At 72.6% G+C, this 26384-nt stretch carries 22 protein-coding genes; 9 read left to right on the forward strand and 13 right to left on the reverse strand.

What is annotated here, in order from left to right; all coding sequences use genetic code 11:
* Nucleotides 1-11 precede the first annotated feature (11 nt).
* Nucleotides 12-2189, reverse strand: coding sequence for a hypothetical protein (locus AB0F61_RS12370; protein ID WP_357808108.1), 2178 nt, complete (start codon nt 2187-2189; stop codon nt 12-14).
* 1235 nt (nt 2190-3424) lie between these two features.
* Here AB0F61_RS12370 and AB0F61_RS12375 point away from each other — a divergent pair.
* From AB0F61_RS12375 to AB0F61_RS12390, 4 genes are all read left to right on the forward strand, one after another.
* On the forward strand, nt 3425-4063 hold the full coding sequence (locus tag AB0F61_RS12375; RefSeq protein ID WP_110563158.1) for a TetR/AcrR family transcriptional regulator: 639 nt from the start codon (nt 3425-3427) through the stop codon (nt 4061-4063).
* A gap of 64 nt (nt 4064-4127) precedes the next feature.
* A complete protein-coding gene (locus AB0F61_RS12380; protein WP_179781071.1) occupies nt 4128-4355 on the forward strand; it encodes a DUF3107 domain-containing protein in 228 nt (75 codons plus the stop codon).
* A gap of 501 nt (nt 4356-4856) precedes the next feature.
* Nucleotides 4857-6545, forward strand: a complete 1689-nt coding sequence (locus AB0F61_RS12385; RefSeq protein ID WP_357807694.1) for a DEAD/DEAH box helicase — start codon at nt 4857-4859, stop codon at nt 6543-6545.
* A gap of 88 nt (nt 6546-6633) precedes the next feature.
* Nucleotides 6634-7809, forward strand: coding sequence for an SAM-dependent methyltransferase (locus AB0F61_RS12390; RefSeq protein ID WP_357807697.1), 1176 nt, complete (start codon nt 6634-6636; stop codon nt 7807-7809).
* An 18-nt stretch (nt 7810-7827) separates the two neighbouring features.
* Here the strand turns inward: AB0F61_RS12390 and AB0F61_RS12395 are convergent, their stop codons facing one another.
* Nucleotides 7828-8286 (reverse strand): hypothetical protein, encoded by a 459-nt coding sequence (locus AB0F61_RS12395; RefSeq protein ID WP_357807700.1) that lies wholly within the window; start codon nt 8284-8286, stop codon nt 7828-7830.
* 248 nt (nt 8287-8534) lie between these two features.
* Between AB0F61_RS12395 and AB0F61_RS12400 the strand changes: the two genes are divergently transcribed.
* Nucleotides 8535-8951 (forward strand): helix-turn-helix domain-containing protein, encoded by a 417-nt coding sequence (locus AB0F61_RS12400; RefSeq protein WP_357807702.1) that lies wholly within the window; start codon nt 8535-8537, stop codon nt 8949-8951.
* A gap of 16 nt (nt 8952-8967) precedes the next feature.
* Here the strand turns inward: AB0F61_RS12400 and AB0F61_RS12405 are convergent, their stop codons facing one another.
* The 3 genes from AB0F61_RS12405 to AB0F61_RS12415 all read right to left on the reverse strand — a co-directional run bounded on the left by AB0F61_RS12405 (nt 8968) and on the right by AB0F61_RS12415 (nt 14079).
* A complete protein-coding gene (locus AB0F61_RS12405; RefSeq protein WP_357807706.1) occupies nt 8968-10023 on the reverse strand; it encodes a hypothetical protein in 1056 nt (351 codons plus the stop codon).
* 124 nt (nt 10024-10147) lie between these two features.
* On the reverse strand, nt 10148-12268 hold the full coding sequence (locus AB0F61_RS12410) for a RecQ family ATP-dependent DNA helicase (protein WP_357807709.1): 2121 nt from the start codon (nt 12266-12268) through the stop codon (nt 10148-10150).
* Between the two features lie 59 nt (nt 12269-12327).
* Nucleotides 12328-14079 carry an AfsR/SARP family transcriptional regulator gene (locus AB0F61_RS12415; protein ID WP_357807711.1) on the reverse strand — a complete coding sequence of 584 codons (1752 nt, stop codon included), beginning with the start codon at nt 14077-14079 and terminating at the stop codon, nt 12328-12330.
* A gap of 142 nt (nt 14080-14221) precedes the next feature.
* Here AB0F61_RS12415 and AB0F61_RS12420 point away from each other — a divergent pair, with 142 nt between their 5' ends.
* Complete coding sequence (locus AB0F61_RS12420) at nt 14222-15043, forward strand: hypothetical protein (RefSeq protein ID WP_357807714.1); 822 nt, start codon at nt 14222-14224, stop codon at nt 15041-15043.
* Between the two features lie 310 nt (nt 15044-15353).
* On the opposite strand, the gene AB0F61_RS12425 is transcribed toward AB0F61_RS12420, so the two are convergent.
* The 6 genes from AB0F61_RS12425 to AB0F61_RS12450 all read right to left on the reverse strand — a co-directional run bounded on the left by AB0F61_RS12425 (nt 15354) and on the right by AB0F61_RS12450 (nt 20467).
* A complete protein-coding gene (locus AB0F61_RS12425; RefSeq protein WP_357807717.1) occupies nt 15354-16451 on the reverse strand; it encodes a branched-chain amino acid ABC transporter permease in 1098 nt (365 codons plus the stop codon).
* Nucleotides 16448-17338 (reverse strand): branched-chain amino acid ABC transporter permease, encoded by an 891-nt coding sequence (locus AB0F61_RS12430; RefSeq protein WP_357807720.1) that lies wholly within the window; start codon nt 17336-17338, stop codon nt 16448-16450. Before AB0F61_RS12430 ends, AB0F61_RS12425 begins: the two co-directional genes overlap by 4 nt.
* Complete coding sequence (locus AB0F61_RS12435; RefSeq protein ID WP_357807723.1) at nt 17338-18063, reverse strand: ABC transporter ATP-binding protein; 726 nt, start codon at nt 18061-18063, stop codon at nt 17338-17340. The genes AB0F61_RS12430 and AB0F61_RS12435 overlap by 1 nt, the downstream gene beginning before the upstream one ends.
* Entirely contained in the window at nt 18063-18806 is a 744-nt protein-coding gene (locus AB0F61_RS12440) for an ABC transporter ATP-binding protein (protein WP_357807726.1), read from the reverse strand. Before AB0F61_RS12440 ends, AB0F61_RS12435 begins: the two co-directional genes overlap by 1 nt.
* Before the next feature lie 3 nt (nt 18807-18809).
* Nucleotides 18810-20009, reverse strand: coding sequence for a substrate-binding domain-containing protein (locus AB0F61_RS12445; protein WP_357807729.1), 1200 nt, complete (start codon nt 20007-20009; stop codon nt 18810-18812).
* Nucleotides 20010-20227: 218 nt separating this feature from the next.
* The gene (locus AB0F61_RS12450) at nt 20228-20467 is read right to left on the reverse strand and encodes a hypothetical protein (protein ID WP_357808111.1); all 240 of its coding nucleotides are present in this window, start codon (nt 20465-20467) and stop codon (nt 20228-20230) included.
* Between the two features lie 315 nt (nt 20468-20782).
* Here AB0F61_RS12450 and AB0F61_RS12455 point away from each other — a divergent pair, with 315 nt between their 5' ends.
* Nucleotides 20783-21013, forward strand: a complete 231-nt coding sequence (locus AB0F61_RS12455) for a winged helix-turn-helix domain-containing protein (RefSeq protein ID WP_357808114.1) — start codon at nt 20783-20785, stop codon at nt 21011-21013.
* Nucleotides 21014-21415: 402 nt separating this feature from the next.
* Here the strand turns inward: AB0F61_RS12455 and AB0F61_RS12460 are convergent, their stop codons facing one another.
* Nucleotides 21416-22528, reverse strand: a complete 1113-nt coding sequence (locus AB0F61_RS12460; protein WP_357807732.1) for a glycerophosphodiester phosphodiesterase — start codon at nt 22526-22528, stop codon at nt 21416-21418.
* Nucleotides 22529-22670: 142 nt separating this feature from the next.
* Here AB0F61_RS12460 and AB0F61_RS12465 point away from each other — a divergent pair, with 142 nt between their 5' ends.
* Together AB0F61_RS12465 and AB0F61_RS12470 are read left to right on the forward strand one after the other, a co-directional pair.
* Nucleotides 22671-24005: a potassium transporter TrkG gene (locus AB0F61_RS12465; protein WP_357807734.1), complete on the forward strand. Its 1335-nt coding sequence runs from the start codon at nt 22671-22673 to the stop codon at nt 24003-24005.
* A 14-nt stretch (nt 24006-24019) separates the two neighbouring features.
* Nucleotides 24020-24688, forward strand: a complete 669-nt coding sequence (locus AB0F61_RS12470) for a TrkA family potassium uptake protein (RefSeq protein ID WP_357807737.1) — start codon at nt 24020-24022, stop codon at nt 24686-24688.
* 41 nt (nt 24689-24729) lie between these two features.
* Here AB0F61_RS12470 and AB0F61_RS12475 read toward each other — a convergent pair whose 3' ends face one another.
* Nucleotides 24730-26370, reverse strand: a complete 1641-nt coding sequence (locus AB0F61_RS12475; protein ID WP_357807740.1) for a serine/threonine-protein kinase — start codon at nt 26368-26370, stop codon at nt 24730-24732.
* Nucleotides 26371-26384 lie beyond the last annotated feature (14 nt).

Here is a 26384-nt window from a genome sequence, read left to right on the forward strand (position 1 = left end):
CCCCGTTCCACTCAGGACAGCAGCGCCTCCAGCCGACGGTTCACCGCCGCCAGCGTCGCCCGGACCACCGCCTGCCGCGGATCACCGGCGACCAGGGCCGAGCCGGCGAGCTGCTCGACCCAGCCCGCGCAGACGAGCAGCACCACCACGGTCGCCACCTCGCAGTTACCGAACGGCACCACCGCCGCGTGCTCGACGAAACAGCGCCCCCGCTCGGCGTTGTCGGTGCCCCGCAGCAACTCGTCCACCGCGGCGGCCGCCGCCACCGCGCAGAGCCGCAGCACGTAGCCGTCCACCGCCGGCCCGGTGGCGTACCCGGAGGCGCTGTCACCCTCGGCCAGCAGCCGGACCTCCACGTTCGCGTCCAGGCCGAACGTGCTCACCTGCACGTGGTCGATCACCACGCGCGGCCCCGGCACTCCCCCGGTGTCCAGCGGTCGGGACGGCGCCGACTCCGTGGTGGTCACCTGACCACCCGAGTACGACGTGCCGAGCGTGGCCGGGCTGCCGGTCGCGGCACCGGCCGGCGCGGCCGAGACCGATCCCGGCTCCTCGACAGTGGCGCGACCCCGGTGCGGCGCGTTCGGCCGACGACGGCGCGAGGTGTCCGTGCCGGTCCACTGCTCCGAACCCGCAGGTGTGGCCTCCACCGGCGCGCCCGACGGACGTCCCAGCGCGGTCGGCTCGGCTGCCCGGACCTCAGCGGTACGGGAATCCGGACCGCCGTCGCGCGGGGCCGTGCCGGGCGGCTCCGCAGTACGCCGCTCGGCAGCTCGGGGTTCGGCCAGGCGTCGGCGAACCGGCGGAGGTGGCGTGCTGGGCAGGCCGGGCACGTTCTGCGGGGCGGCGGCCAGCCCCATCCGTTCCTGCAGCAGCCGGGCCACCTGTCGGCTCACCTCGGCCGGGTCGGCGCCGTCGGCCAGGTCCAGGCGCAGGCTGTGCGCCCCCGCCGGGGTACGGCGCAGTGCCGCGTCGCGGACACCGGCGACCTCCCGAACGGCGTCCAGGATGGCGTTGACGTCGAACCCCTCGGGGCGCTCCCGCAGTGGGGCTGGTTCGTCGTCACGGCGAAGGTGGGTGGCGATGCGGGCGAGCTCCGGGGTTTCGGCGGGTGGCTCCACGGCTGGCGGCTCCGGCACGACGGGCACGTCCGGTTCCGCGGGGACGCGCTGCGGCAGCACCGCCGCCCTCGGGTCTGGTTGCCGGCCGTCGTCGGCCGGCTCGGTCGACGACGTCGGGTCGGGGGCGGATCGGCGAGCCGCGTATTGCGAGGTGGAAGCGGCTGCGGACCGGTCACGGCGGCCGGGCCCGCTCGTGGCGGGGGGCGGAACCGCTCCGGTGGAGGACGACGTGGTGTCGGCGGCCGACGGGGCTGTCGTCCGGGGTGACTCGACGGGCCCGGGCGGTTCGGGTGTCGCCGGCCGGAGCCGGAATGGTGCGGTCGGCCTGATCTCGGGCCGGGGCAGGCCGGACGCCTCGCCCGCATCGCCGCCGCCGGCCGCGCCTGTCGACTGGCTGGCCGGCCAGGACGGGCGCTCGGCGGGGGCGGCGGGGATCCGGCCCTCGGACCAGTCCGGCCGCTCGGCCGGGGAGCTGCTCGCCGACGGCGAACCGCCGGCCCACGAGGGTCGCTCCGCCACCAGGGGCGGGCCTGCCGGGGCCGGGGGCGCGTCGGCAAGTGCGGGAGGTGACCCGGCTGGTGCCGGAGGTGGCGCGTCGGTCGGCGCGGCTCCGGAGACCCAGGAGGGCCGCGTCGGCGGGGCGCTTGTCGGTGTCGGGTCGGAGGCGCCGGCCCAGGACGGCCGCGCCGGCGTGGGGCTGGTGGGCTCGGGAGCGGACCCGCCCGCCCAGGACGGCCGCGCCGGGGTCGCCGCCTCGGACCCGCCGGCCCAGGACGGCCGTACCGGCGGGACGCTTGTCGCCGTCTCGGACCCTCCAGCCCAGGACGGTCGTACCGGCGGTGCACTTGTCGGCGTCGGATCGGCCTCTGCGGCCCAGGACGGCCGCGCCGGCGCCGGGCTGGTGGGCCCGGGGTCGGACCCGCCAGCCCAGGACGGGCGGTCGGTCCGGGGTGCGCCGGACCCGGCCCACGAGGGGCGATCGGCCGGTGGGCCGCTTGTCGGCGTGGGACCGCCGGCCCAGGACGGGCGATCGGACGGCGGCGCGCTGACCTGCTCGGTGGGGCGCACCGGCGCGGCTTCGGACCCGGACTCACCGCGGGTGGCGTCGTACCCGCGGGGCGGATCGGCACGCACCGGCTCGTACGGGCGGGGCGACTCGGCGCGCACCGGCTCGTACGGCTGGTGGGGCTCGGCGACCCAACCGGGCGCGGGCTCGTCCCGGGCCTGGGGAGCAGCCGGCTCGTCGTCCGGACGGGACCAGGGTGGAGCCCACCCGCCGCCGGAGCTGGGGCGGTTCCAGTTCGGCCCCGACCAGTCCGGTTCGATGGCCGGCGACTCACCGGCACGGTGCGCCTCGCCTGGTCGGGGGGCGTCCGCGGCGCGACCCGGCTCGGCCGCGTCGGCCGGTCCGGTCGGCCCCGGTGGGCGGCCCGGTGCTGCGGGCTGCTCGGGCGCGAGCGGGTCCCGCCAGTCACGTGGCGCGGCCGGTTCGTCGGCGGCCAGCCGCTCGCTGGTGGGCGCACGGAAGCCGGGCGGGACCTCGAAACCCGACGCGGCGGTGCCGACGGGTGGCACCTGGACGGCCGGCGGCGCGGAGGTGGGCAGGCCGGGCTCGGCCCAGCGAGCGCGGTGCGCGGCGGCCGGATCGACGGTGGAGCGGGTGGCGGGGCCCTTGTCGGGCTCGCCCGCGCCCTGCTCCAGCGGAGGGACCGGGCGTTGGGCGGGCACCACCAGTCGGTCGCCTGTCGCCTCGGGGCGACCCTCGGCGGGCAGCCCCGGCGGTGCGCTCACCGGCGTGGGGCGGCCCACTGGTGGTTCGAGACCGGGATGGCGGACGCCGTTGGCGTCGTCCGGGTGGTGCACGCCATTTGTGTGGTGGCCGTTGGCACGGGTCGGCGGATCGAGGTCACCCGGCAGCCCGGCCAGGGGCGCCGGCAGGTCGCCGTGTCGGCTTGACGAGGTGCGCCAGCCAGCCGCGGGGTCGGGTTGCCAGCGCGGCGCCTCGTCCCGGGCATCCTCGCGATCGGCGGCTCGGGGCCACCCACCCGCCGGGGGCGCCCACCCGCTGACGGAACGGCCCGGGTCGTCGTGCTGACCCGCTCCGTCACCGTGTTCTCCCGGGGTGGCGGCTCCGGGTTGCCCTGTTTCACTCACCGCGCGCTCCTTGGTCGCCCCCGCTGAGGCTACCGTGTGCCGAGAGTGGCGATAAGTTACAGCGGCGGGCCATTTCCACGACGGGGGTCACGGGCTTCGCCCGGTCTGGGGGGAAAATGCCGGCTCGTACGGAGAACTCGGAGGATCCCATGACCGCTGCGGGGAACGGCGCACAGACCGCTGGCCGGCCCACCCGTCTGCCCCGCTCCGCGCGCCGTAAGCAGCTTCTCGCTGCGGCGCAGGAGGTGTTCGTGGCGCAGGGCTACCACGCCGCCGCGATGGACGACATCGCCGAGCGGGCGGGGGTCTCCAAGCCGGTGCTCTACCAACACTTTCCCGGAAAGATGGATCTCTACCTGGCGTTGTTGGACACGCACTGTGACGCCATCGTCGCTCAGGTGCAGGATGCGATGCGCGGCACCAGCGACAACAAGGAGCGCGTCGGCGCGTCGGTGCGGGCGTACTTCGACTTCGTCGACCACGAGAGCGAGGCGTTCCGGCTCGTCTTCGAGTCGGATCTGCGTAACGACCCGGCGGTGCGGCAACGGGTGGAGCGGGTCGAGCAGGGCTGCATCGCGGCGATCACCGACACCATCATCTCGGACACCGGGGTGAGCCGGGCCCATGCCGAGTTGCTCGCCTCGGGGCTGGTCGGGGCGGCGGAGACGGCCGCGCAGTTCTGGCTTGCCGGTGGCCGTCAGGTGCCGAAGGCCGAGGCCGAGGCACTGGTGGCCGCGCTGTCCTGGCGGGGCATCGCGAGCTTCCCGCTGCAAGGTGAGTCAGCCTGACCGCTGACCCCGTGATCGGATAGCCTTCCCAGGGCGGTTCTTTCGCCCCAGTTGAGGAGGCACAGTGGAGGTCAAGATCGGCGTGCAGTACGCGCCGCGCGAGCTTGTAGTGGACAGCGCGCAGTCGCCGGCCGAGATCGAGCAGATCGTGACCGACGCCTTCGCCGGTAACGGCGGCACGCTCTCCCTGACCGACGAGAAGGGCCGGCGGGTCATCGTTCCGGTCGAGAAGGTCGCCTACGTCGAGATCGCCGAGGCGTCGCCCCGGGCGGTCGGCTTCACCGTCCGCTGAGCGGTCCGGCCATCGCGGCAGGTAGGCGTTGGGCCACCTGCCGCGGGCCGGCACCGGGTGCCTGAGGGTTCCGGCCGGCGCCCGCGCGGCGCTGCGCCTGCGGACAGCCGGCACATCGCCTGGCGCGGCCCGCGCGGTTCGGGCCCTTGCGCGCATCTCTCGGATGACGTCGCACCTCGTCCCGACCCCAGCCCGGCGCGGCCCCTGGCCGGCCCGTCGCTGACTCACGCGGGGTACGCCCCCACCACCGCAGGTGTGACGCAGGTCACATTCGTCGCCCCCGCGTGTCGCCTGGCCGACCGGGAATCGGGACGAGGCCATGCCTGTTCAGGTAGCATGGAGCAGTTGCCGTGGGCGCCGATCTGATCGAAGCTCAGCCCGCGGCGCGCGTGCGGCCCGGTCCGGCTCGGCAGTCTGCCGCCGACCGTGTGGCCCGCGTCATACCGATCGCGCCCTGAGGACATGACGGGCGCACCCACGAGAGGGCACCCCCACATCCACATGAGCGAGATGACTCAAGATTTGATGGACGGCCAGGAACTGGCCCCCACCGCCCCGGTTCGACCGGAGGCCCCCACGTTCGCCGCACTCGGCGCCCGCGCCGAAACCGTCGAGGCCCTGGCCGCGGCGGGCATCACCCGCGCGTTCGCCATCCAGGAGTACGCGATCCCGATCGCGCTGCGCGGCGTCGACCTGATCGGTCAGGCGCCCACCGGCACCGGCAAGACCCTCGGCTTCGGCGTTCCGCTGCTGGACCGGGTCTTCGCGCCCGGCGAGGGCAGCGACGGCGTCCCCCAGGCGCTTGTCGTGGTCCCCACCCGCGAGCTGGGCATCCAGGTCGCCAAGGACCTGGCCGCCGCCGGCCGGACGCGTGGCGTCCGGGTGCTGCCGATCTACGGCGGCGTGGCGTACGAGCCGCAGATCGACGCGCTCCGCAAGGGCGTGGAGATCCTGGTCGGCACCCCCGGCCGCCTGATGGACCTGCAGAAGCAGAAGCACCTCCGACTGGACCGGGTGCACGCGCTCGTCCTCGACGAGGCCGACCGGATGCTCGACCTGGGCTTCCTCGACGACGTCGAGAAGATCCTGGCGATGCTCCCGGAAGACCGCCAGACGATGCTCTTCTCGGCCACCATGCCGGACCCGATCGTCACCCTGTCGCGGCGTTTCCTGCGCCAGCCGATGACGATCCACGCCGGGCACACCGCCGAGACCGGTCCGTCGCCGCAGACCCAGCAGTTGGTCTACCGCACCCACTCGATGAACAAGGTCGAGGTGGTGGCGCGCATCCTCCAGGCGGAGGGGCGCGGGCTGACCATGATCTTCACGCGTACCAAGCGGGCCGCCGACCGCGTCGCCGAGGACCTCGACTTCCGCGGGTTCGCGGTCGCCGCGGTGCACGGTGACCTCGGCCAGGGTGCCCGCGAGCGGGCGCTGCGGGCCTTCCGGGCCGGCAAGATCGACATTCTGGTCGCCACCGACGTGGCGGCCCGAGGGCTGGACGTCACGGGCGTCACCCACGTCATCAACTACGACTGTCCGGAAGACCAGGACACCTACACCCACCGGATCGGTCGTACCGGCCGGGCCGGCGCGACGGGCGTCGCGGTGACCTTCGTCGACTGGGACGACATGCCGCGCTGGCGGATCATCGACAAGACCCTGGGTCTGGAGATGCCGGAGCCGCCGGAGACGTACCACACGTCGCCGCACCTCTACACCGACCTGCACATCTCCACCGAGGTCAGCGGCACGCTGCCCACCGCCGAGCGCACCCGGGCCGGGCTGTCCGCCGAGATCGAAGAGGATCTGGGTGGCACGACCCGCTCCCGTCGGGGCGACAGCGGCGGCCGGGGCGGCCGACGCGGGGAGAGCCGCAGCGAGGGTCGAGGCGAGCGCCGTGGGCGGGGTGACGGTCGCCGGGACCGGTCCGACTCCGGCACGCCGGCCGTCGCCGAGGCGCCCGCCGCCGACGCGGCCGAGGAAGGCACCCGTACCCCCCGCCGCCGGCGTCGCCGCCGGGCCGGTGAGGCGGTCGTGGGCGAGCCGACCGCGGTGATCTCCGCTGACGCCGGCCCCACCGAGCCGGCCGCCGCGTCCGACGGCGAACCGTCGAAGCCGCGCCGCCGTCGCCGCCGCCGTGGTGGCGGTTCCGATGCGGGTACGCCTGCCGAAGCGACAGCCGACTGACCACAAGCGTCACCTGACATCCCCCGCACCGCCTCGCGCGGTACGGGGGATGTTCCCTTCTCCCACCCCACCTGCCGAAGATGGAACGATGCCGGAATCACTGGAAGCCGCCCTGACCGAGGTCCGAGCGTTGCTGCTCGACCCCGCGCTGACCCGGGCGGTTGCCGCCGGACGCCGCCGCGGACGCCGCCCCACGGTCGAGCGGGCCGAACTGCGACCGGTGACGCTCAAGGCCGGCCCCCGAATGCAGATCACCACGTCCGACGGCGCCCGCCCGTACACCCGCAACATCGCCTCCGGTCCCGAAGCCGCTGCGGCTGTCGACGAACTGCTGGCCGAACCGTTCGGCAACTGGCACGTCGAGACGACCGCCGCGACGCTGCAACTACGGGTGACCAAGTCCGGTGAGGCGCAGGTGCACCGGGCCGTGACCGCCCGTCCGGCGGCGACACCCGCCGGGAATGACCGGGCGAAGGAGTATCTGCTCGACCCCGGTGACCCGATCTTTGCCGAGATCGGCGGCTCGGCGGCGAAACGCCGCCAGGTGGACGCGTTCCTGCGCGCGCTGGCCGCGACCCTGCCCGACGAGCTGACCGGCCCGCTCCGCGTGGTCGACCTGGGCTGCGGCAACGCCTACCTGACGTTCGCCGCGTACCGCTACCTGACGAGCCGTGGGCTCGACGTCCAGTTGGTCGGCGTGGACGTCCGGGAGGACCAGCGGCGGCGCAACACCGAGCTGGCGCAGCGGCTGGGCTGGGCCGACCGGATCAGCTTCGTGGCCGGAACGATCGCCGACGCCGCCGTCGACCCCGCCCCCGACCTGGTGCTGGCGCTGCACGCCTGCGACACCGCCACCGACGAGGCGCTGGCCCGTGCGGTGCGCTGGGAGGCCCGCTGGGTGCTGGCCGCGCCATGCTGCCACCACGACCTGGCCAGGCAGCTCCGCGCCCATCCCGCCCCGGCCCCGTACGAGCTGCTGACCCGGCAGGGCATCCTGCGCGAGCGCTTCGCCGACGTGCTCACCGACGCGCTGCGGGCCGGGTTGCTGCGGGTGCACGGCTACCGGGCCGAGGTGGTGGAGTTCGTGGACTCCCAGCACACCCCCCGCAACCTGCTGATCCGCGCCCGCCGCACCGGCGCGGAGGCGACCGGGGCGCAGCGCGAGGAGTACCGCGAGCTGGTGGACCAGTGGCAGGTCACGCCCCGGCTGGAGACCCTGCTGGCCGCCGACGGCAAGCCGACCGACCGGCAGCCGGCGAACTAGTCGGCACCGGGGCGACGACTAACGACGCCGTTCACCGTTGCCGCCGCGATCCCGGCCACTGTTGCGTTCGCCGGCACCACGGTCGAGGACCGTCACCCGCTCGGCACCACTGCGCTGGCCGGCCCATCCGCCGTCGGCCGGGGCGGTGGGGAACGGCACCACCTTGCCCGCGCTCTCGGCGTTGCCGGCGGCCGCGAAGGCGTTCCAGGAGATGTCGACGAGCAGCTTCTTCATCTCGGCGTGCCGGACGGCGGCGTTGTGCTGCAACGCCATCCGGGCGCCCAGCACCACGCCGACGAGCGTGGTGGTGATCGCGCCGGTGGCCGCCAGCACGTGTTGGCCGGTCGCGGAGTCGGTGCGGAGCACCAGGACCAGCAACCAGATCCAGAACCCGGCGGCGAAGACGCCAGCCTTGGCGACGAAGAAGAGGCTTACCGCACCGGGCTGGTACGGCTGGGGGCGGCTCGAATCGGCCATGGTGCTCCTCGGCGGTGGTCCGGTCGGACACGGCCGGCGTTCAGACGCCATGCCGGGACGGGCACCGAGCCTAGTAGAAGAACGATGATGATCGCTCGGTGCAATTTTCGTTCTGCACACACGCTTCCAGAGGAAAGTCTCGCCCACGGGACAGTTTGTGCGCTCAGTCAATTGTTTAGGGCCCTCGGCGTACTACCCTCGGAAGGCGCATTGTCCCGATGCACCGGCAGGGGGAAAGACACGCAGGGATGGGATCAGCCGACGCAACACCGCAGATGGCCTTCGCCCGCTTCGTCCGGCGCGCCATCGACGACGCTCGCGACGAACGTGGCTGGACCGTGACCGATCTTGCCGCGCACACAGGTGTGGGCCGCTCCACCGTGTTCCGCTGGCTGGCCGGTGACTGGCAGGACTATCCCGAACTGGCCAAGGTGCGCGGCTTCTGCGCCGCACTTGATCTGCCGGTCGCCGCCGCGTTCCGCGCGCTCGGCCTCCCCGACGCCGGCCCCACACCTCGCCGACGCCACGACGACGGTCCCGTCGAGGCTGACGTCCGGGCCATCCTCGACCGGCTGGCCGACCCGACGGTCCCCGCCGAGGAGAAGCACCACATCCGCGACCTGCTCCGCTACCTGGCCCGCCGCCCCATCCGCCGCGCCGGCTAGCCCACGGGGCCTCGTCCTAGCCGACGGTGACTGTGAATTCGGCGGTGTGGACGTCGGCTCCCACCTGGAAGTCGAGGTAGAGGCGGTAACGGCCCGGGCCGGGGGTGGTCAACCAGAACCTGACCTGGCCGTCCACCAACTCCGGCTCCGGGTGCACGTGCAGGTAACCGAGGTCGCCCTCGCGCAACGCCACCAGGTGCCCGTACGCGCCGAGGTAGCGCTCCAGCGGGGCGGCACCGCCGGCCGTGTCGACCCGGAAGGTCAACGGCACGGTCGCCCCGGCCTGCGGAGTGCCCTGGTAGCCGACGGTGAACCCGTCCACAGTCGTCGAGGTGGCCGCGGCGGGCAGCGACCGAGGCTGGTAGTCGCCGGGCACGACCAGGTCCGCGCCGAGGGTCACCGCGGTCTGCGCGCCGTTGTCGGCGACCACCGTGAAGTCGGCGTACGCGCGCCAGACGCCGGGCTGGGCGAGGGTCAACGGCACCGACCAGGTGCCGTCCGCCGTCATCGTCGGGTGCAGGTGCTGGTAGCCGGTCAGGTCGCGGCGGACGACGATGAGGTGCATCGGCTTGTCGTGTACGACCGCGAAGCGGGTCACCGGCCGGTGCTGCGCGTCGCGCACCTGGAAGCGGAGCTGACCGGGGCGACCGGCCGCGAACTCGGTGCCAAGGGGAGCCAGGGTGAACCCGGCGGAGCTGACCGCCAGCCCGCCCGGCTCGGTGGTCGCGCCCTGATCGGTGCTCGTGGCGGCGCCGTGGTTGTGCGGCCCGACGCCCGGGGGGTCGGTGTGCTCGGCCGCCAGGGACGGGCTGCCGGTGGTGGTCCCGGTGGCGTTGACCCGGCCGAGGCCGAAGCCGAGCAGCACCGCCAACACCAGCCCGCCGACCACCAGCGCCAGCCGGAGGGTGCTGCAGTCCGGCGCGGCGGAGACCGGACCGGGCGCCACCGCCGCGTCGGGGACCTCGTCGGACCGCGCCACCACCGCGTCCGGGACCTCGTCGGACCGCGCCACCACCGCGTCGGGGACCTGGTCAGACACCACCGGCACGGCGGCGGGGTGCTGGTCGGTCATGCCGCCCACCGTACCGCCGTGGCGGACCACCCCAGCCGGACGCCCGGACGGCGTGGCGACTGTCGCATTCGCCACGGCCCGGGAACTTTCCCGCCCCCGGACGTGCGCGAACCGGTCCAGCGGGTCAACCGGCCACGGCGAGGGCGAGCGGGAGCACGTCGGGTGCGCCCGCCCGGCGCAGTGCCCGAGCCACGAGGGTCATCGTCCAGCCCGAGTCGACCAGGTCGTCGACGAGCAGCACCGGGCCGTCCAGGCCGGCCACGGCGGCGGCCAGGTCGGCCGGCACGGTGAACGTGTCGTGCAGCGCGCGTACCCGTTGGGCGCTGTTGCCGCGTGGTCCGGCCGGGCCGCCCGGACCGGCCGGGGTGACCTCGCCGAGCAGCGGCAGCCGGCCCACGGCGGCGATCCGCTCGGCCAACGAGCCGACCAGCCGGGGCCGTCGCCGGGAACCCACCGCGACCACCCCCACCGGCCGGCGCGGCCACGGGTCGTCGCCGTGCGCCCACGCCTTCAACACCTCCACCACCGCGCTCGCGACGTCGTCGGGCAGCGGCGCGTCCGGCGCCTCCGGGCCGACGAGATCACGAAGCCGGCCACCCCAGCCCAGGTCGGAGAGGCGCCCCACGGCCCGGCCCGCCAGCGCCTGCTCCGCGGGGGCGATCCGGCCCTTGAGGGGTACGCCCACCGCGTCCAGACCGGTCGGCCAGAGCTTCTTGGGGGCGATCTCCGTGCCGGGTCGGCCCAGGAACGTCTGCGCGGCGGCGAGCGCGGCCGTCGACACGTCCGCGGCGAAGATCGGGTCGGCGCACCTGTCGCACCGCCCACAGTCGGCCGCCCCGGTGTCGTCGAGGCGTTCCCGTAGGTACCGCATCCGGCAGTCGGGCGTTGTCGCGTACTCCCGCATGGCCTGTTGCTCGACGGTGCGTGCCTCGGCGACGCGCCGCAACCGGGCCTCGTCGTAGACCCAGGGCTCGCCGGTGGCGAGCCAACCACCGCGCACCCGGCGGACCGCGCCGTCCACGTCGAGCACCTTGAGCATCAGCTCCAACCGGGCCCGGCGCAGGTCGACGAGGGGTTCGAGGGCCTGGGTGCTGAGCGGACGGTCGGTGTGCAGGGCGGCCAGCACGGCGCGCACCTGCTGCTCCGGTGGGAACGCCAGCGAGGCGAAGTAGCGCCAGATCGCGGCGTCCTCGACGCCGGGCAGCAGCAGCACCTCGGCGTGCTCCACGGCGCGGCCGGCGCGGCCGACCTGCTGGTAGTACGCGATGGGCGAGGGAGGTGCGCCGAGGTGGACGACGAAGCCCAGGTCGGGCTTGTCGAAGCCCATGCCGAGCGCGCTGGTGGCGACGAGCGCCTTGATCTTGTTGTCGAGCAGGTCCTGCTCGGCGGCCCGCCGGTCGGCGTCCTCGACCTGCCCCGTGTACGAGGCGACCGGGTAGCCGCGGGAGCGCAGGAACTCGGCCGTCTCCCCCGCCGCCGCCACGGTGAGCGTGTAGACGATGCCCGAGCCGGGGAGCTGGTCGAGGTGATCGGCGAGCCAGGCCAGCCGGTGCGCCGGGCTGGGCAGGTCGAGCACGCCGAGGCGCAGCGACTCGCGGTCCAGGGTGCCGCGCAGGACGAGGGCGTCACCCAACTGCTCCGCCACGTCCTGGGTGACCCGGGTGTTGGCGGTGGCGGTGGTGGCCAGCACCGGCGTGCGCTCGGGCAGCTCGGCGAGGAAGGTGCGCAACCGCCGGTAGTCGGGCCGGAAGTCGTGCCCCCAGTCGGAGACGCAGTGCGCCTCGTCGACCACCAGCAGCCCGGTGGTCGCGGCCAGCTTCGGCAGCACACCGTCGCGGAAGTCCGGGTTGTTGAGCCGCTCCGGGCTGATCAGCAGCACGTCCACCGCACCGGTCTGGATCTCGGTGGTGATCTCGTCCCACTCGTCGAGGTTCGCCGAGTTGATCGTGCGAGCCCGGATGCCGGCCCGGGCGGCCGCCTCGACCTGGTTGCGCATCAACGCCAGCAGCGGAGACACGATGACCGTCGGGCCGTGCTCGCCGCCCTCCCGCAGCAGGGCGGTGGCCACGAAGTAGACGGCCGACTTGCCCCAACCGGTGCGCTGCACACAGAGCGCCCGCCGCCGGTCGACGACCAGGGCTTCGATGGCCCGCCACTGATCCTCGCGCAGCCGGGCGTGGTCGCCGGCCAGCCGACGCAGCACCGCCTCGGCCCGCTCCCGTACCGCCGCCCGCTCTTCGCCCATCCGGCATTTCTACCAGCAACGGGAGACGTTCCTCCCCGTCGCGCCCTGTGCGGGTCCCCTCACTCGACCCGGCCGGGTGCGGCAGTGGGTGCGGCAGGCACGGCCGGCGGGGGGAGGAAGATGAGCAGCTCGCGCAGGGAATCCGTGAGCACCGGCGGGAGGAGGCACCGGGCGGCCAGGTCCTCCATCGAGCCGAACGGGCCACGCAGCCACCGGTCCATCGCCACCTGCCGCGCCTGCCCGGCGGTGATCCCGGGCAGCTCGGCGATCGTCCGCTCCTGGACCGCGTTGACGTCGACCAGGCCACCGTCGTCGAAGGTGCGCGGCAGGTCGGGCCGGCCGATGTGCAGCTCCTGCCGCGCTGCCGGGTAGTGATACAGCAGGTAGCGGGCCTGTTCACGGCGAACCCGTCGGTCGTCGACCATCGGCCCGGACGACCCGGAGATCCGGTTGGTGAGTGCCGACCAGATCGCGCCGTTGAGCAGGATCGTGTGCAGGACGCCGAGCATCCAGCCGAGCAGCCAGGCCACGATCAGCACACCTTCGGCGTCGCTCACCTCCTCCGTGTCGCCGCGACCGAGTACCGCGATGAACGTGACGGACAGCGACAGATAGCCCACGGCGATGAGCCCGTTGCGCCAGCTTCGTCGCCAACTGGCGTAGAGCAGCACCACCAGCCAGGTGAGCAGACCGAAGGAGAACACGGCGGTCAGCGTGCCGACGACTGTCGCGCTGACACTCAGCCAGCGCGGCATCGGGTGCGCCCGGGTCTCCCGGGACGGACGCCCGTCCGGGGGCACCCAGGCCGGAAACGGGACGGGCGGCGGGGTGACCGCCACGCCGGGCGGGCCGCTCGGCGCAGGCGGCGGTGGCGGGCCGGTCGGCGGTGGCGGGCCGGTCGGCGGTGGCGGCGGTCCGGTCGGCGCTTGTGGGCCGGGCGGCGCTGGTGCGCTGAGCGGCGCTGGTGGGCCGGGCGGTACGCGGGGGCTGGGAGCCGGCGTGGGGTGCGCCGGTTCCGGCTCTATCGACGGCTTCGCCACCGCGAGCGTCGGGTCGGAGCAGAGGATGCGCCTGTGCAGTTCCTGGAGCGCCTCGCCCGGCTCGATGCCGTACTCCTCCCGGAGCAGGTCGCCGAACTCCCGGTAGGCCGCGAGCGCCTCGGCCTGCCGCCCACTGCGATGGAGCGCCACCATGAGCTGGTGCCGCAGCCGTTCCCGGACCGGGAACTCGGCCACCAGCTCCACCAGCTCCCCGACCGTCTCCCGGTGCCGGCCGAGGTCCAGCATCAGATCGGCCCGGGTCTCCAACGCCACGGCCCGCAGCTCGACCAACCGTTGCCGGGCCGCCTCCAGGAACGGCCCGGTGAAGCCGGTGAACGGTTCTCCCTGCCAGAGCGCCAGGGCGGCGGCCAACTCGGTCAGCGCCTCACCGGTACGGCCCTCGGCCCGTCGCTGCCGGGCGCGATGGATTCCCCGCTGGAAACGGACCGCGTCGAGCGCGTCCGGATCGACGCGGAGCAGATATCCGGCATCGGTGAGGCTCAACACCTGCCCCGGCGTACGCGGCGACCGGTCCGGCTCCAGCACCCGGCGCAGCCCGGCGACGTACTTCTGCACCACGTTGGGGCCGTTCGCGGGTGGATCGTCCGGCCAGACCGCCTCGACGATCTGCCCGGTGGACACCGGACGGCCCGCGGAGAGCAGCAGCACGGTCAGCACAGCGCGCTGTTTGCCGGGACCGAGGTCGATCTCGCGGTCGCCGTACCAGGCCCGCTGAGGCCCGAGGATCTCGAAACGCAGCGTTGCTGACATGCGAATTCCCGCTCCTGACACCTGCGGCAGCGCCAGACGGCAGTGCCCGGCAGCCGGACGGCAGCATATCGGCAGCCGAACCGCCGTGCCCGCCGACAACATGGTCATCGGCACAAGCCACGAAGCGAGAAAGAGAAATGTGATGACACAGGCAACGGGCAGCGCGAGCACCACCCGACGCACGGCCGGCGTGATCGCCGCCATGCTGGCCACGACCACCCTGCTCGGGGCGTGCGGGCCCACGAGCGAACCGGCCTCGGCACCACAGAGCAGCCCGAGCGCCAGCCCGACGGCCGACCCGAAGCAGGTGCTCCTCGACGCCGTTCCGGACGGCACCGAGGGGACGTTCCGGTTCGCTGGCAAGGACTCGTCAAGCACGCTCAGCGGGCGGGTCGACCCGGACGCGAAGGGCGTCGAACTGAACACCACCATCGCGCCCGGCTCGGACGGCATCACCGTCAAGATGTCGATGCTGATCATCGGCGACGAGCTGTGGATGAAGGCGAAGTTGACGGGCCAGGCGGGTCTGCCGAAGTTCCCGGACAAGTGGATGAAGCTGGACCGCACCAAGCTTTCCGACAGCGCCGGCATCCCCACCTACGACGGTGCGGACCAGGGCAACGCGGGTCCGCTCATCCAGGCGGCCACCTCGGTGCGGGAGCAGAGCCCCGGGCGGTACGCCGGGGTCATCGACGTCAGCGCCGGTAACGCGGCAGAGGCACTGGAGGACGGTGAGGCGGCGGCGCTTGGCGAGGCTGGCAAGGCGGTGCCGTTCACCGCGGTCGTCGGGGCGGACAAGCACCTGACCTCGCTGACGCTGAAGATCCCGGCGGCCGGCAAGGCGAAGGCGTACGACTACGTCGTCAACTACGCCGACTACGGCACCACGCCGAAGATCAGCGTGCCGACCGGCGCCGCCGCGACGAGCGCGCCGAAGATGGCGTACGAGATCCTGAACGGCTGACCGACGCGCTCCGGCCGTGATCGACTCGGATTCCTGAAAATCGGTGCAACAAACCGTCCCGGACACCGCGACGTCATGAAAACCGAGTCGATCACAAGTCCAAGGCCGAGACACCGGCGACAGGAGAGGTGGCGGCCGCACGGGGGGCCGCCACCCTGCCACGTCCGGCCGCCCGCAGAAACCCCGTCGATCATGAGGTTAACGCCATCTGCCACGGCGTGTCGTGGCAGACAACCTCATGATCGACGGGGTGAGGGCGGGTCGGTGCGGTGCGGTGCGGTGCGGTGCGGTGCGGTGCGGTGCGGTGCGGTCAGCGTGGGGGGCGGAGGGAGCGGGTCAGGTGGGCCAGGCGAGGGGCGAGGCTGGTCAGGCCGCCGGGGAAGAAGTAGACGGCCAGGATGAAGACCGTGCCCAGGACGAACAGGGGCTGGCTCAGCGGGTGGCTCAGCACGGCCGGCAGGTTGTCCACCGCGTCGCTCGTGCCGAACGCCGTGAGCCGGTGGTCCAGGTACATGTAGAGGACACCGCCGAGCACCGGCCCCCACCGGGTGCCCGGCCCACCGAGCACCACCATGACCAGCAGCGACAGGGTCAGCTCGGAGGACGTGATGTGCGGCGACGCGCCGCCGACGATCAGGACGTAGACCACCCCACCCGCCGACGCGAGCCCGCCGGCCAGGGTGAACGCCACAAGCTTGTAGCGGTACGGGTCCAGCCCGAGCACGCCGATCCGCCGCTCGTCGTCGCGGAGCCCGGCGAGCACCCGACCGGTAGGTGACCCGCTCACCCGGTGCACCACGAAGACCACGAGCGTCAGGTACGCGAGCGCCAGCCAGTACAGGTTGACGGTGTTGGTCACCCCCACCAGGCCGGCGGGCAGCCCGGACACGTCCAGCGGGAGGCCCTCCTCGCCGCCGGTGAGCCCGCCGAAGTCCCGGGCCACCAGGATCGCCCCGACCTGGGCGAACGCGAGGGTGACCATGGCGAACGCGATGCCCACGGTCCGCAGCGCCACCGCGCCGAGCAGCGCGGCGAGGATCGTGCCGCCGGTGACGGTCAGCAGCGCCGCCTGCCACAGCGGCAGCCCGGCCCGGGTGACGAGGATGTCGGTGCCGTACACGCCGGCGGCGAAGTACAGCGCGTGCCCGAAGGAGAGCATGCCGGTCCGGCCGAAGAGCAGGTCGTACCCGGCGGCCAGCCCGCCGAAGATCAGGCAGATGGCGAGCAGTTGCAGGGTGCCGGGCGAGTTGAGCGGCCCCTCGAAGATCCCCGGCAGGGAGATCGTCGAGTACGGCAGGATCGCCAGCACGACCACCGCTACCAGCGGCAGGAACGGGCGCACCCGGTGCCCCCGCCCCGGTCGCGGTGAGGTGGGTGCCGGTGCCGGTGCTGCCTCGATGAGCGTCATGCCGTTGCCACCTTTCCGGCGATGCCCTGCGGGCGCAGCAGCAGCACCACGGCCAGCAGCCCGACCACGCAGATGTCGCCGAGCCCGGACGTGCCGTAGTAGTTGACGAACTGCTGCACCAGCCCGACCACGACCGCCGCGTACGCGGAGCCGACCACCGAGCCCATCCCGCCGATCACCACCACGATGAACGCGAAGATCAGCAGTGAGCTGCCCTGGCCGGGCGAGACGGTGCCGAAGTAGACCCCGCCGAGCGCCCCGGCGAGCGCGGCGGCCGCCCCACCGATGGCGAAGACGAGCGTGAACGCCTTGCGCACGTCGATGCCGAGCGCGGTCACCATCTCCCGGTTCTCCACCCCGGCCCGGATCACCAGGCCGTAGCGGGTCCAGCGCAGGAACGCCAGGATCGCGCCGAGCACCAGCACCGCCGCGATGATCAGCAGCAGGCCGCCGTTTGGCACCTGCGCGCCCAGGATGCCGGTCACCTGCCGGGTCCAGTCCGGACGCGGAAACGGCCGGGCGTCGGCACCCCAGGTGGCCTGCAACAACGCCACCCCGGCCAGGGACAGGCCGACGGTGACGAGCACCTGCTCGATGGTGCGGGAGTAGAGCGGGCGGATCAGCACCAGCTCGACCAGGACGGCGACAAGCGTGCCGGCGGCCACCCCGAAGGCGACCGCGAGCACGAAGCCGAACCCGTCGGAGCCCGCGCCCGGCAGGTTGCCCGCCGCCCACCAGGTGCCGTACGCGCCGACGCCGAGGAACAGCCCGTGCGCGAAGTTGAGCACGTCGGCCAGGCCGAAGACCAGGGACAGGCCGGACGCGACCAGGAAGTACAGCGCCGCCAGGCCGAGCCCGGTCAACGTCAACAGGATCACGGTGCCCATCAGTGGTTCACCTCCGCCGAGCCGACACCAAGCAACGACTTGGTAAGCGCCGTCTCCAGCAGCAGCTCACCGGCGTCGCCGGTCCAGGCCACCCTGCCGGCGGCCAGCACCACCGCGTCGCGGGCCAGCCGGCGTACCACTGCCAGGTTCTGCTCGACGAGCAGCACCGGCACCGACTCCGCGACCCGTTCCAGCACCTCGGCCACCTCGGTCACCACCTTCGGTGCCAACCCCTTGGTCGGCTCGTCGATCAGCAGCAGCCGGTTGTCGTTGAGCAGCACCCGCCCGATGGCGAGCATCTGCTGCTGCCCGCCGGAGAGCGAGCCGGCCCGTTGCCGTCCGCGCCGGTCCAGCTCCGGGAAGAGCGCGAAAACCTTGTCGTACGCCGGGCTGGTGCCGCGCCGTTCGGCGAGCCGCAGGTTCTCGGCGACGGTGAGGCCGGCGAAGACGCAGCGGTCCTCGGGCACGTAGCCGAGCCCACCGCGGACCAGCCGGTGCGTGGGCTGGGCCAGCAGGCTCTGCGCGCCCATCCGGATGGTGCCGCGCACCTCGCCGGCGGGCGGGGTGAGGCCGACGATCGCGCGCAGTGTGGTGGTCTTGCCGACACCGTTGCGGCCGAGCAGGACTGTCACGCCGGTCGGGGCGACCGCGAAGGACACTCCCTGGAGGATGTGCAGCCCGGAGATCCGGACCGACAGGTCCTCCACCGTGAGGATCGGTTCCATCAGAGCGACTCCCCCAGGTAGGCCTCTTGCACCGTGGGGTTGGCCATCACCGTCTCCGGGGTGTCGCAGGCCAGCAGCGCGCCGTGGTGCATGACGGCGATCCGGTCGGCCAGTTCCAGGATGACGTCCATGTGGTGCTCGACCATCAGCACCGCCCGGCCGCTGTCACCGGTGAGCGACTTGATGACGGCCACCAGCTCGGGGATGTCCTCGGCGCTGACCCCGGCCATCGGTTCGTCAAGCAGCATCACCCGCGGTTCACCGGCGAGCAGCAGGGCGATCTCCAACTTGCGCTTCTCGCCGTGGGCCAGGGTGCCGGCGAGTGCCGTACCCCGGTGGGCGAGGCCGACCCGGTCGAGCGCCGTGTCTGCGGCGGCGGCGACCTCCCGGTCGGCCGCCGCCCGCCGCCACAGTGCCATCGAGCCCCCGCGGTGCGCCTGCACGGCGAGCCGGACGTTCTCCCGCACGCTGAGCGAGCCGAAGACCGACGACGCCTGGAAGGTACGGCCCAACCCGAGGCGGGCCCGCCGGTGCGGCGCGAGCCCACCGATGTCCTGCCCGTCCAGGACGATCCGGCCCTCCGTGGCCCGGCGCAGGCCGGTGATCAGGTTGAACAGTGAGGTCTTGCCGGCACCGTTCGGCCCGATCACGCCCAGGAACTCCCCGGGCGCGAGGTCGAGGTAGACGCTGTCGACGATGGCGACCTCACCGATCCGCCAGGTCAGACCGCGGGTGGCGAGCATGGCTCAGCCCTTCATGGCCACGGCCGGTGGCGCGGTCTCGTCACCGGTGAGGCTCTTCTGCGCGGTGGCCGTGAACGCGGTGCCGCTGCCGGTCAGCTTGGCCTGGAACATCGGCTGGAGCAGCGCGTGGTCGGCGGCCCGGATGGTCATCTTGCCCTTGACCCCGTCGAAGCTCCAGCCCTCCAGGGCGGTGACCATCTTGTCGACGTCGTCGCCACCCTCCTGCACCGCACGGACCACCATCTGGGCGGCGGCGAAGCCGTCCGGGTGGAACAGGTCGATGGTGCTGACCTTGGCCTTCAGCGCCTTGCTGGCCTCGGTGTCGCTGGCACCGTCGAAGTAGTGCGACAGGAAGGAGATCTTCGAGCCGGCCGCGCCGAAGGTGGGCCAGGACGAGCGGATGTCCAGGCCGGTGACGACAGTGGTGGACGAGAGCACGCCCTGCTGGTCGAGGCTCTGCCACATCGCCGGGGCGGTGGTGCCGGCCCAGGCCACGAAGAGCAGGTCCGGCTTGGCTGCCTTAATCTGGCTGGCGAACGGGGTGAACTCGGTGGCGCTGGCCGGGGCCCGGACGCTGCTCACGGTGGCACCCGCGCCGCCGATGACGGCCTTCACGGCCGCCTCGTTGGCGTCGCCGAACGCACCGTCCTGGGCGAAGACCACGACCTTCTTGCCGGCCGGGTCGCCGATGAACGACTTGGCGGTCACCACGTCCTGGTAGGACTGCCGACCAGACCGGAACGTGTACTTGTTCGCGCCGGTCACCGCGTCGGTGGCGGCCGGTCCGGAGATGAACAGGACCTTGTTCTGCGCCGCGATCGGCGCGACCTGAAGCGCCACCCCGGAGGCGGTGGAACCGGCGATGATCTTCGTGCCCTTGCCGATCAGGTCCTTCGCGGCGGAGACCGCCTTGGCCGGGTCACCCGCGTCGTCGACCTCGGTCAGCTCGATCTTGCGGTCACCGACCTTGCCGGTGCCCTTGGTGGCGAAGTCCAGCCCCGCCTTGAACCCCTCGACGTACTGCTTTCCGTAGCTGGCCAGGGCTCCCGACTGGGAGTACACCAGACCGACCTTGACCGGCGCGGCGTTGTCGCCGCCGCCGGTGGCGGTGTCCTGCGGGCTACCACAGGCCGTGGCGGCCAGTGCCGCAGCCATCATCGTGGCGGCGGAGAGGAACGCCCGCCGCGTGTGCCGGACCGTCATCGCGACTCCAGGGTGAGGACAGGATGCTGTGTTGTCGGCTCACGCTAGAAGTGACGTCACCCACGAGCTATGTGGCGGAAACACACAAGTAACGGGAATGAGGTGGCCGGGGGTTACAGCGGGCCGCACCACCACCCGGGAGCCCTCCGCGCCCGATGGCCCAAACCCCCACGGACCACCCGACCGGTGTGTCGCCCCGCGCCACCCGCGCCGCTCGGTCAACCGCAGGGTCCGTCGTGGGCCGCCGGGCGCGGGCACCGCCGACGGCCGCCGAGCAGGCCGTCACAGAAAACCCGATGTCGTACGCCCTGCGCGTCCTCCTCGGACACCGTCGTCTCGGCCCGGTCCACGTCGGCGAGGAAACCCAGAGCCCGGGTGACAGCCCGAGCGAACCGCAGCGCGCCCGGAAGGTCCTCCGCGACCACCGGCAGATGCACCACGAACCGTTCCCGCTCCATGCCCACGACCACCACCCTCGTCTCGTCGGCCTGCTCGTCGGTTTTTCGTTGGCCTGGTGGGCGGTCCGGTGTGCGGGTAGGGGACGCCACCGGACCGCCCGGCTCCACGCCCGCAGCCCTCGTCGGCGGTACGAACGCGGAACCCATCTCACGCCCACACCCCGAGGTTTGCCGAACCAACCGGAGCCGGACATCAGCAACCTACACCAAATACTTGTGTAGGTCGACGATGCGAAGCAGTGGCACCACAGCCTGTTGCAGTAACTGGTGTAGGCCGGCATGATCGAAGACGCCGAACCGACCGGAGTCCTCACCATGCCCACCGCAGAAGCCCCATATCGTCGCATCGCCAACGAGATCGCCGCGAAGATCAAGAGCGGTGAGCTGAAGCCGGGCGACAAGCTGCCGTCCACTCGGGAACTCGCCGAGAGCTACGCCGTGCACATGAACACCGCCTCGCGGGCGCTCTCACTGCTCCACGACCGTGAGCTGATCACCGGTCAGCCCGGCCGCGGCACCTACGTCGCCGAGCAGCCCGGCCGGTAGCCCTCCACCGGAGCGCGTCCCGGGACTCCCAGCGGTCAAGATCTGCGCAACTTCCCCGATGTTGCTGCCTCAAGCGGCGGCGAGACAGCAACATCGGTGAAGTTGCCGCCGGAGTGCGCCGATCCGTTCAAGATCGTGCTCAGCGGGCGTAGGCGGGCGTAGGCGGGGCGATTCGTTTACGGCATCAGCTCCATAGCGTCCGCGAGGTGATGCCCGCGCCCGTGCCGGCAAGTGGGCGGCACCTCGGCGGGCGCCTGGTCGACCGGACGTGTCGCTGGCCCGCCGTCCGGGTGGCGGACGACGGGCCAGCGGGTGGGCCGGGCGTGATCGGCCCGGCGGTCGGCTCGGAGCGGATCAGCTCCGGGCCGAGATTCGGTAGGGACAGGCGCCGGCGAGGCCGGATCAGAGGCCGGCGCGGGCGGCGACGGCGGTGTCCGGGTGGTCGCTGAAGACGCCGTCCAGGCCCAGGCCGAGGAAGAGTTCGTACTCGGCGGTGATGTCGCCGCGCGCGTTCGGGTCGGCGCCGATCCGGAAGTCCACGGGGAGGAACTGGTTCTCCGCGCGGAACGTCCAGGAGTGCACCAGCAGCCGCTCGCGGTGCGCGTCGCGTACCACGTTTGTGGGGGTGAGCAGGGCGCCGGCGGCGTCCCGGGGCACGATGAGGTTCTTGTTCGCCCCGATGCCGTCGGCGTACCCGGCGATCCACTTCAGCCCGGTCGGCGTGGTCAGGTCCTGGTAGCTGCGGGTGTCGCCGGCGACGGTGAAGTCGTAGGGGCGGCCGGTGGCGTCGAGCAGTTGGACCAGCTTGACGTCGGTCAGCCTGCTCAGCCGGCGCAGGTTGGCCGTCTCGAACGACTGGATGAAGACCGGTGAGTTCTTCCGGTCCAGCTTGTTCTGCCGCAGCACCCGCAGCAGCGGTTCCTCCAGCGGCAGGCCGATCGACGCGAAGTAGGTCGGGTGCTTGGTCTCCGGGTAGATGCCGATGGTGCGGCCCCGTGCCCGTCCCTCGGCTCGGGCCAGGTCGATGACCTCCTGGAGGGTGGGCACCTCGAAGCGGCCGTCGAAGGCGGCGTTCGCCACCCGGACCTGCGGCAGTCGCTCCTTGGCCCGCAGCGTCTTCAACTCGGCCAGGGTGAAGTCCTCGGTGAACCAACCGGTCACCGCGACGCCGTCGATTGTCTTCGTCGCCTTGCGGGCCGCGAACTCCGGGTGCGCGGACACGTCGGTGGTGCCGGAGATCTCGTTCTCGTGCCGGGCGACAAGCACCCCGTCGGAGGTCGCGACGAGGTCCGGCTCGATGTAGTCGGCGCCCATCCGGATCGCCAACCGGTACGCCTCCAACGTGTGCTCCGGCCGGTAGCCGCTGGCGCCCCGGTGAGCGATCACGATGGGCTGGTCGTGCGCCCGGGAGCGGTCCCCGTCGGTCGTCGGGCCGGCTTCGGCCATGGTGGGCACGGCCACGGCGGCGGCGAGCAGCACGCCGGCCAGGCCGAGGGTCGGAAGGGTGCGTCGCATCGCCGTCTCCTGTCGTCGGGGGAAAGCCGCTTCAGCAGACCGCCCCGGGTTGACCGGCAGTTGGTCGATGGCTGGCCGGGAGGTGAACCTCCGGAATGGGCGTTCCCCCGCCTGGTGATGGGCGGAAAAGGAAGATTGTCTGGTGCGCCGGTTCTTCCGCAACCCCGTGCGGCTGGTGCCGTTCGCCTTCCTGGTGCCGATCCTGCTCGGTGCCGGGCTGCTCATGGCACGGTGGGCGACCACCGATCACCAGCGCCCGCCGCTGGTCACGGCGCTCTTCACGGCCACCTCGGCGGTGTCGGTCACCGGCATGGCGATCACCGACACCCCCAACTACTGGTCCGGTTGGGGACTGCTGGTGATCACCCTGCTGACCCAGCTCGGAGGGCTCGGCATCCTCACCGCCGCGGCGCTTGTCATCCTGGTGGTCTCGCGCCAACTCGGCCTGCGCAATCGGCTGCTGGTGCAGGCCGAGACGGCGGAGTTCGGCATCGGTGACGTGGGCCGGCTGCTGCGCCGGATCGCGATCACCGTCTTCGCCTGCGAGGCCGTGATGACCGCCCTGGTCGCCGGCCGGCTCTGGTGGGCGTACGACTACCCACCCGGGCGGGCCCTCTGGTCGGGTGTGTTCCACGCCGTCCAGGCGTTCAACAACGGAGGCTTCGCGCTCTACACCGACGGCCTGCTGGCCTTCGACCACGATCCGTGGGTGTCGCTGCCGCTGGCGTTCGGGGCCATCGTCGGCGGCCTCGGGTTTCCCGCCCTGTTCGAGGCCGTCCGGGAATGGCGCAGGCCGGCGGGATGGGGTGTGGCCACCAAACTGACCATCTGGGGCAGCGTCGCCCTGCTGCTGCTCGGCTTCGTCGGCCTGCTCGCCGCCGAGTGGACAAACGCCAGCACCATCGGCTCGTACGACGCCGCAGGCAAGGTGCTCGCGTCGTTCACACAGATCGCGTTGAGCCGCACCGGCGGTTTCAACGTGCTGAACATCGCCGAACTTCAGGAGGAGAGCTACCCGCTGCTGATCGTGCTGATGTTCATCGGCGGCGGCAGCGCCAGCACGGCCGGGGGCATCAAGGTGTCCACGTTCTTCCTGCTCGCGTTCACCATCTGGGCGGAGTTGCGCGGCGAGCCCGACGTGACGGTCGGGCACCGCCGGGTGGCCACGGCGAGCCAGCGGCAGGCGGTGACGGTGGCCCTGCTCAGCGTCGCGCTGGTCACGGCCGGGACCATGCTCCTGCTGCTGCTCACCGAGGGCGTGCGGTTCGTCGCGGCCCTGTTCGAGGTCACCTCCGCGTTCAGCACCACCGGGCTGACCGTCGGTCTCGCCAGCGAACTGCCGGCCAGCGGTCAACTGGTGCTGACCGTGCTGATGTTCATCGGCCGGGTCGGGCCGCTCACCCTCGGGTCGGCGATCGCCCTGAACACCCGGCGCAAGCTCTACCGCTACCCCCAGGAACAACCAATTGTCGGCTAGTTGAGGAGGTCGAGGTGTCGGCGAGACGATCGGACGGCGGCGGCATCGTGGTGATCGGGTTGGGTCGTTTCGGCTGCCATCTCGCGGCGTCGCTCACCCGGATGGACCGCGAGGTGCTGGCCGTCGACCGCAACCCGGATCAGGTGCAACGCTTCTCGGACGAGCTCGACCGGGTGGTCCAGGCCGACGCGACCGAGGAGGGTGCGCTGCGGCAGCTCGGCGTCACCGGCTTCGACCGGGCGGTGGTGGCCATCGGGGCGTCGGTGGAGGCGAGCGTCCTCACCGTGCTGGCGTTGGTCGAGCTGGGTGTGCCGCAGATCTGGGCACGTGCCACCTCGCAGAAACACGCCAAGATCCTGTCGTCGGTGGGCGCACATCACGTGATCTTCCCGGAGGCGGAGACCGGCGACCGGGTGGCGCACCTGATCGTCAGCCGGCTGCTCGACTTCATCGAGTTCGACGACGACTTCGCGATCGCCACCGTCCGGGTGCCGGAGTCGCTCGTCGGGCGCACCCTGCTCGACCTGCGTCCGGAGGAGCGGTCCGGGGTCCGGGTGATCGGCGCGAAGGTGCCCGGTGAGCGTTTCCGGTACGCCTCGGACGACACCGCGCTGGCCCAGGGTGGGCTGCTGGTGGTGGAGGGTGGCATCGACCAGGTGCAACGGTTCGCGGGACGACGCTGACCGTCACTTATTCGGCCCGCCGTGGTGCCCCTGCGGGGCTTTCACCCTTTTCCCGGACCACCCGGCCCCTTGCCGTGGACAGGCTTCGCAGGCCCCTTCGGGGGCTTCACCTTCGGCGCGCCACCGCCGGAGCCGCTGGGTGCCGTCGCCTTCTTCGGCGGGGCCTTGGGCGGGGTCACCGCCGTGGTCGCCGGCGCCGTGGACGGCGTACTGCCGGCGACCCCGGAGACGCGCACGCCACAGGCCACGTCGCCGAGCCGGAACTCCACGGGCAGCGGGTTCGCCCCGTTGTACGTCCCGCTGAGGGTGAGCTTCTCGGCGGCACCTGGTGCCAGCGTGTTGCGCTGGTCAGCCGGCCGGATCACCACGGTGCTCCCCTGCTGGTACACCGGCGCGGGTTCGGACTTCGTCACCGTCTGCTGACCGGGGAAGCTGAAGCTCATCGCCCAGTCCCGCAACTCCTGGTCACCGGTGTTGGTGAGGGTCAGGTCCGCGGCGAAGTCGGTGCCGGAGTCCGCGCGCAGCGCGTACGCCACCTCGCACGGCACCTTCGCCGGCAGACCCATCCGGGCCTCGGTCGTCGGCCGGCCCTCGCCGCTGGCGGGGCTGCGTGAGGTGAACCCCCACATCGCCCCGGTGACCGCGATCAGCCCGACGGCGGCCACCCCGGCCTCCACCCGTCGACGCCGGGTCACCCGCTGCCGGGCTCGCCGGTCCCGGTCCCGGGTACGCGACAGCGGCAACGCGTCGGTCGCCGCCGACCAGGGCAGGATCGTGGTACCCACACTGCCCAGCAGGGCCGGGTCCAGGGGTCCACCGGCCGGGGAGACGGGCACCGCCGCGAGCATGCCTGCCGCGTCGGCGAGGATCCGGGCCACCTCGGCGGTGGCCGGTCGGTCGGCGGGCCGCTTCGCCAGGCAGCGTCCCACCAGGTCGGTCACCTCGTCGGGCAGCCCCTCGACGGCGGGCATCGGCTCCGGGTCGTTGTACATGTGCGCGCGCAACATCTGGGTGGTCGTGGTGGCGCGCCACGGCAGCCGGCCGGTGAGCATCCGGTAGAGCAGCAGCCCGACGGCGTACACGTCGGTGGCCGGGGACACCTGGCCGTTGTCCAGCCGTTCCGGGGCGAGGTACGCGGGAGTGCCGAGCAGCGCGCCGTCCGGCCCCTTCTCGCTCTCCCCCACCAGCGCGGAGATGCCGAAGTCGACGACCTTGACCCCGGTCGACGTGAGCATGACGTTGCCCGGGGTGACGTCGCGGTGCACCACGCCGCGGGCGTGCGCGGTGGTCAGCGCCGAGCTGACCTCCGCGCCGATCGTGACCGCCTCCCGCCAGGGCAACTGGCTCTGTCGGCCCAGCCGACCGGCGAGCGAGGTGCCGTCGACCAGCTCCATCACCACGTACGGCACGGTCAGACCGACCTGCTCGGACTCGCCGTAGTCGTACACGTTGGTGATGTTGGGGTGGCAGAGGCGGGCCGCGGCCTGCGCCTCGATCCGGATCCGGTGGCGGAACGCCCGGTCGCTGGCCAGCCGGGAGGCCAGCACCTTCACCGCGACCTGACGGCCGAGCACCTCGTCGTAGCCGCGCCACACCACAGACATGCCGCCCGCGCCGAGCTGCTCGATCAGTCGGTACCGCTCATCGAGGAGCTGCGCGCCGTTTCGATCCCCACCACCCATGGTGACCGTTGTTG

The sequence above is a fragment of the Micromonospora sp. NPDC023888 genome (genome assembly GCF_040639415.1).
GTDB lineage: Bacteria > Actinomycetota > Actinomycetes > Mycobacteriales > Micromonosporaceae > Micromonospora.

Excerpts from the sequence above, each read along its gene's own strand:
- AB0F61_RS12375 (WP_110563158.1), top strand. The coding sequence starts at position 3,425 with ATGACCGCTGCGGGGAACGGCGCACAGACCGCTGGCCGGCCCACCCGT.
- AB0F61_RS12385 (WP_357807694.1), top strand. The coding sequence starts at position 4,857 with ATGAGCGAGATGACTCAAGATTTGATGGACGGCCAGGAACTGGCCCCC.
- AB0F61_RS12390 (WP_357807697.1), top strand. The coding sequence starts at position 6,634 with ATGCCGGAATCACTGGAAGCCGCCCTGACCGAGGTCCGAGCGTTGCTG.
- AB0F61_RS12395 (WP_357807700.1), bottom strand. The coding sequence starts at position 8,286 with ATGGCCGATTCGAGCCGCCCCCAGCCGTACCAGCCCGGTGCGGTAAGC.
- AB0F61_RS12400 (WP_357807702.1), top strand. The coding sequence starts at position 8,535 with ATGGGATCAGCCGACGCAACACCGCAGATGGCCTTCGCCCGCTTCGTC.
- AB0F61_RS12405 (WP_357807706.1), bottom strand. The coding sequence starts at position 10,023 with ATGACCGACCAGCACCCCGCCGCCGTGCCGGTGGTGTCTGACCAGGTC.
- AB0F61_RS12410 (WP_357807709.1), bottom strand. The coding sequence starts at position 12,268 with ATGGGCGAAGAGCGGGCGGCGGTACGGGAGCGGGCCGAGGCGGTGCTG.
- AB0F61_RS12415 (WP_357807711.1), bottom strand. The coding sequence starts at position 14,079 with ATGTCAGCAACGCTGCGTTTCGAGATCCTCGGGCCTCAGCGGGCCTGG.
- AB0F61_RS12420 (WP_357807714.1), top strand. The coding sequence starts at position 14,222 with ATGACACAGGCAACGGGCAGCGCGAGCACCACCCGACGCACGGCCGGC.
- AB0F61_RS12425 (WP_357807717.1), bottom strand. The coding sequence starts at position 16,451 with ATGACGCTCATCGAGGCAGCACCGGCACCGGCACCCACCTCACCGCGA.
- AB0F61_RS12430 (WP_357807720.1), bottom strand. The coding sequence starts at position 17,338 with ATGGGCACCGTGATCCTGTTGACGTTGACCGGGCTCGGCCTGGCGGCG.
- AB0F61_RS12435 (WP_357807723.1), bottom strand. The coding sequence starts at position 18,063 with ATGGAACCGATCCTCACGGTGGAGGACCTGTCGGTCCGGATCTCCGGG.
- AB0F61_RS12440 (WP_357807726.1), bottom strand. The coding sequence starts at position 18,806 with ATGCTCGCCACCCGCGGTCTGACCTGGCGGATCGGTGAGGTCGCCATC.
- AB0F61_RS12445 (WP_357807729.1), bottom strand. The coding sequence starts at position 20,009 with ATGACGGTCCGGCACACGCGGCGGGCGTTCCTCTCCGCCGCCACGATG.
- AB0F61_RS12450 (WP_357808111.1), bottom strand. The coding sequence starts at position 20,467 with ATGGAGCGGGAACGGTTCGTGGTGCATCTGCCGGTGGTCGCGGAGGAC.
- AB0F61_RS12455 (WP_357808114.1), top strand. The coding sequence starts at position 20,783 with ATGCCCACCGCAGAAGCCCCATATCGTCGCATCGCCAACGAGATCGCC.
- AB0F61_RS12460 (WP_357807732.1), bottom strand. The coding sequence starts at position 22,528 with ATGCGACGCACCCTTCCGACCCTCGGCCTGGCCGGCGTGCTGCTCGCC.
- AB0F61_RS12475 (WP_357807740.1), bottom strand. The coding sequence starts at position 26,370 with ATGGGTGGTGGGGATCGAAACGGCGCGCAGCTCCTCGATGAGCGGTAC.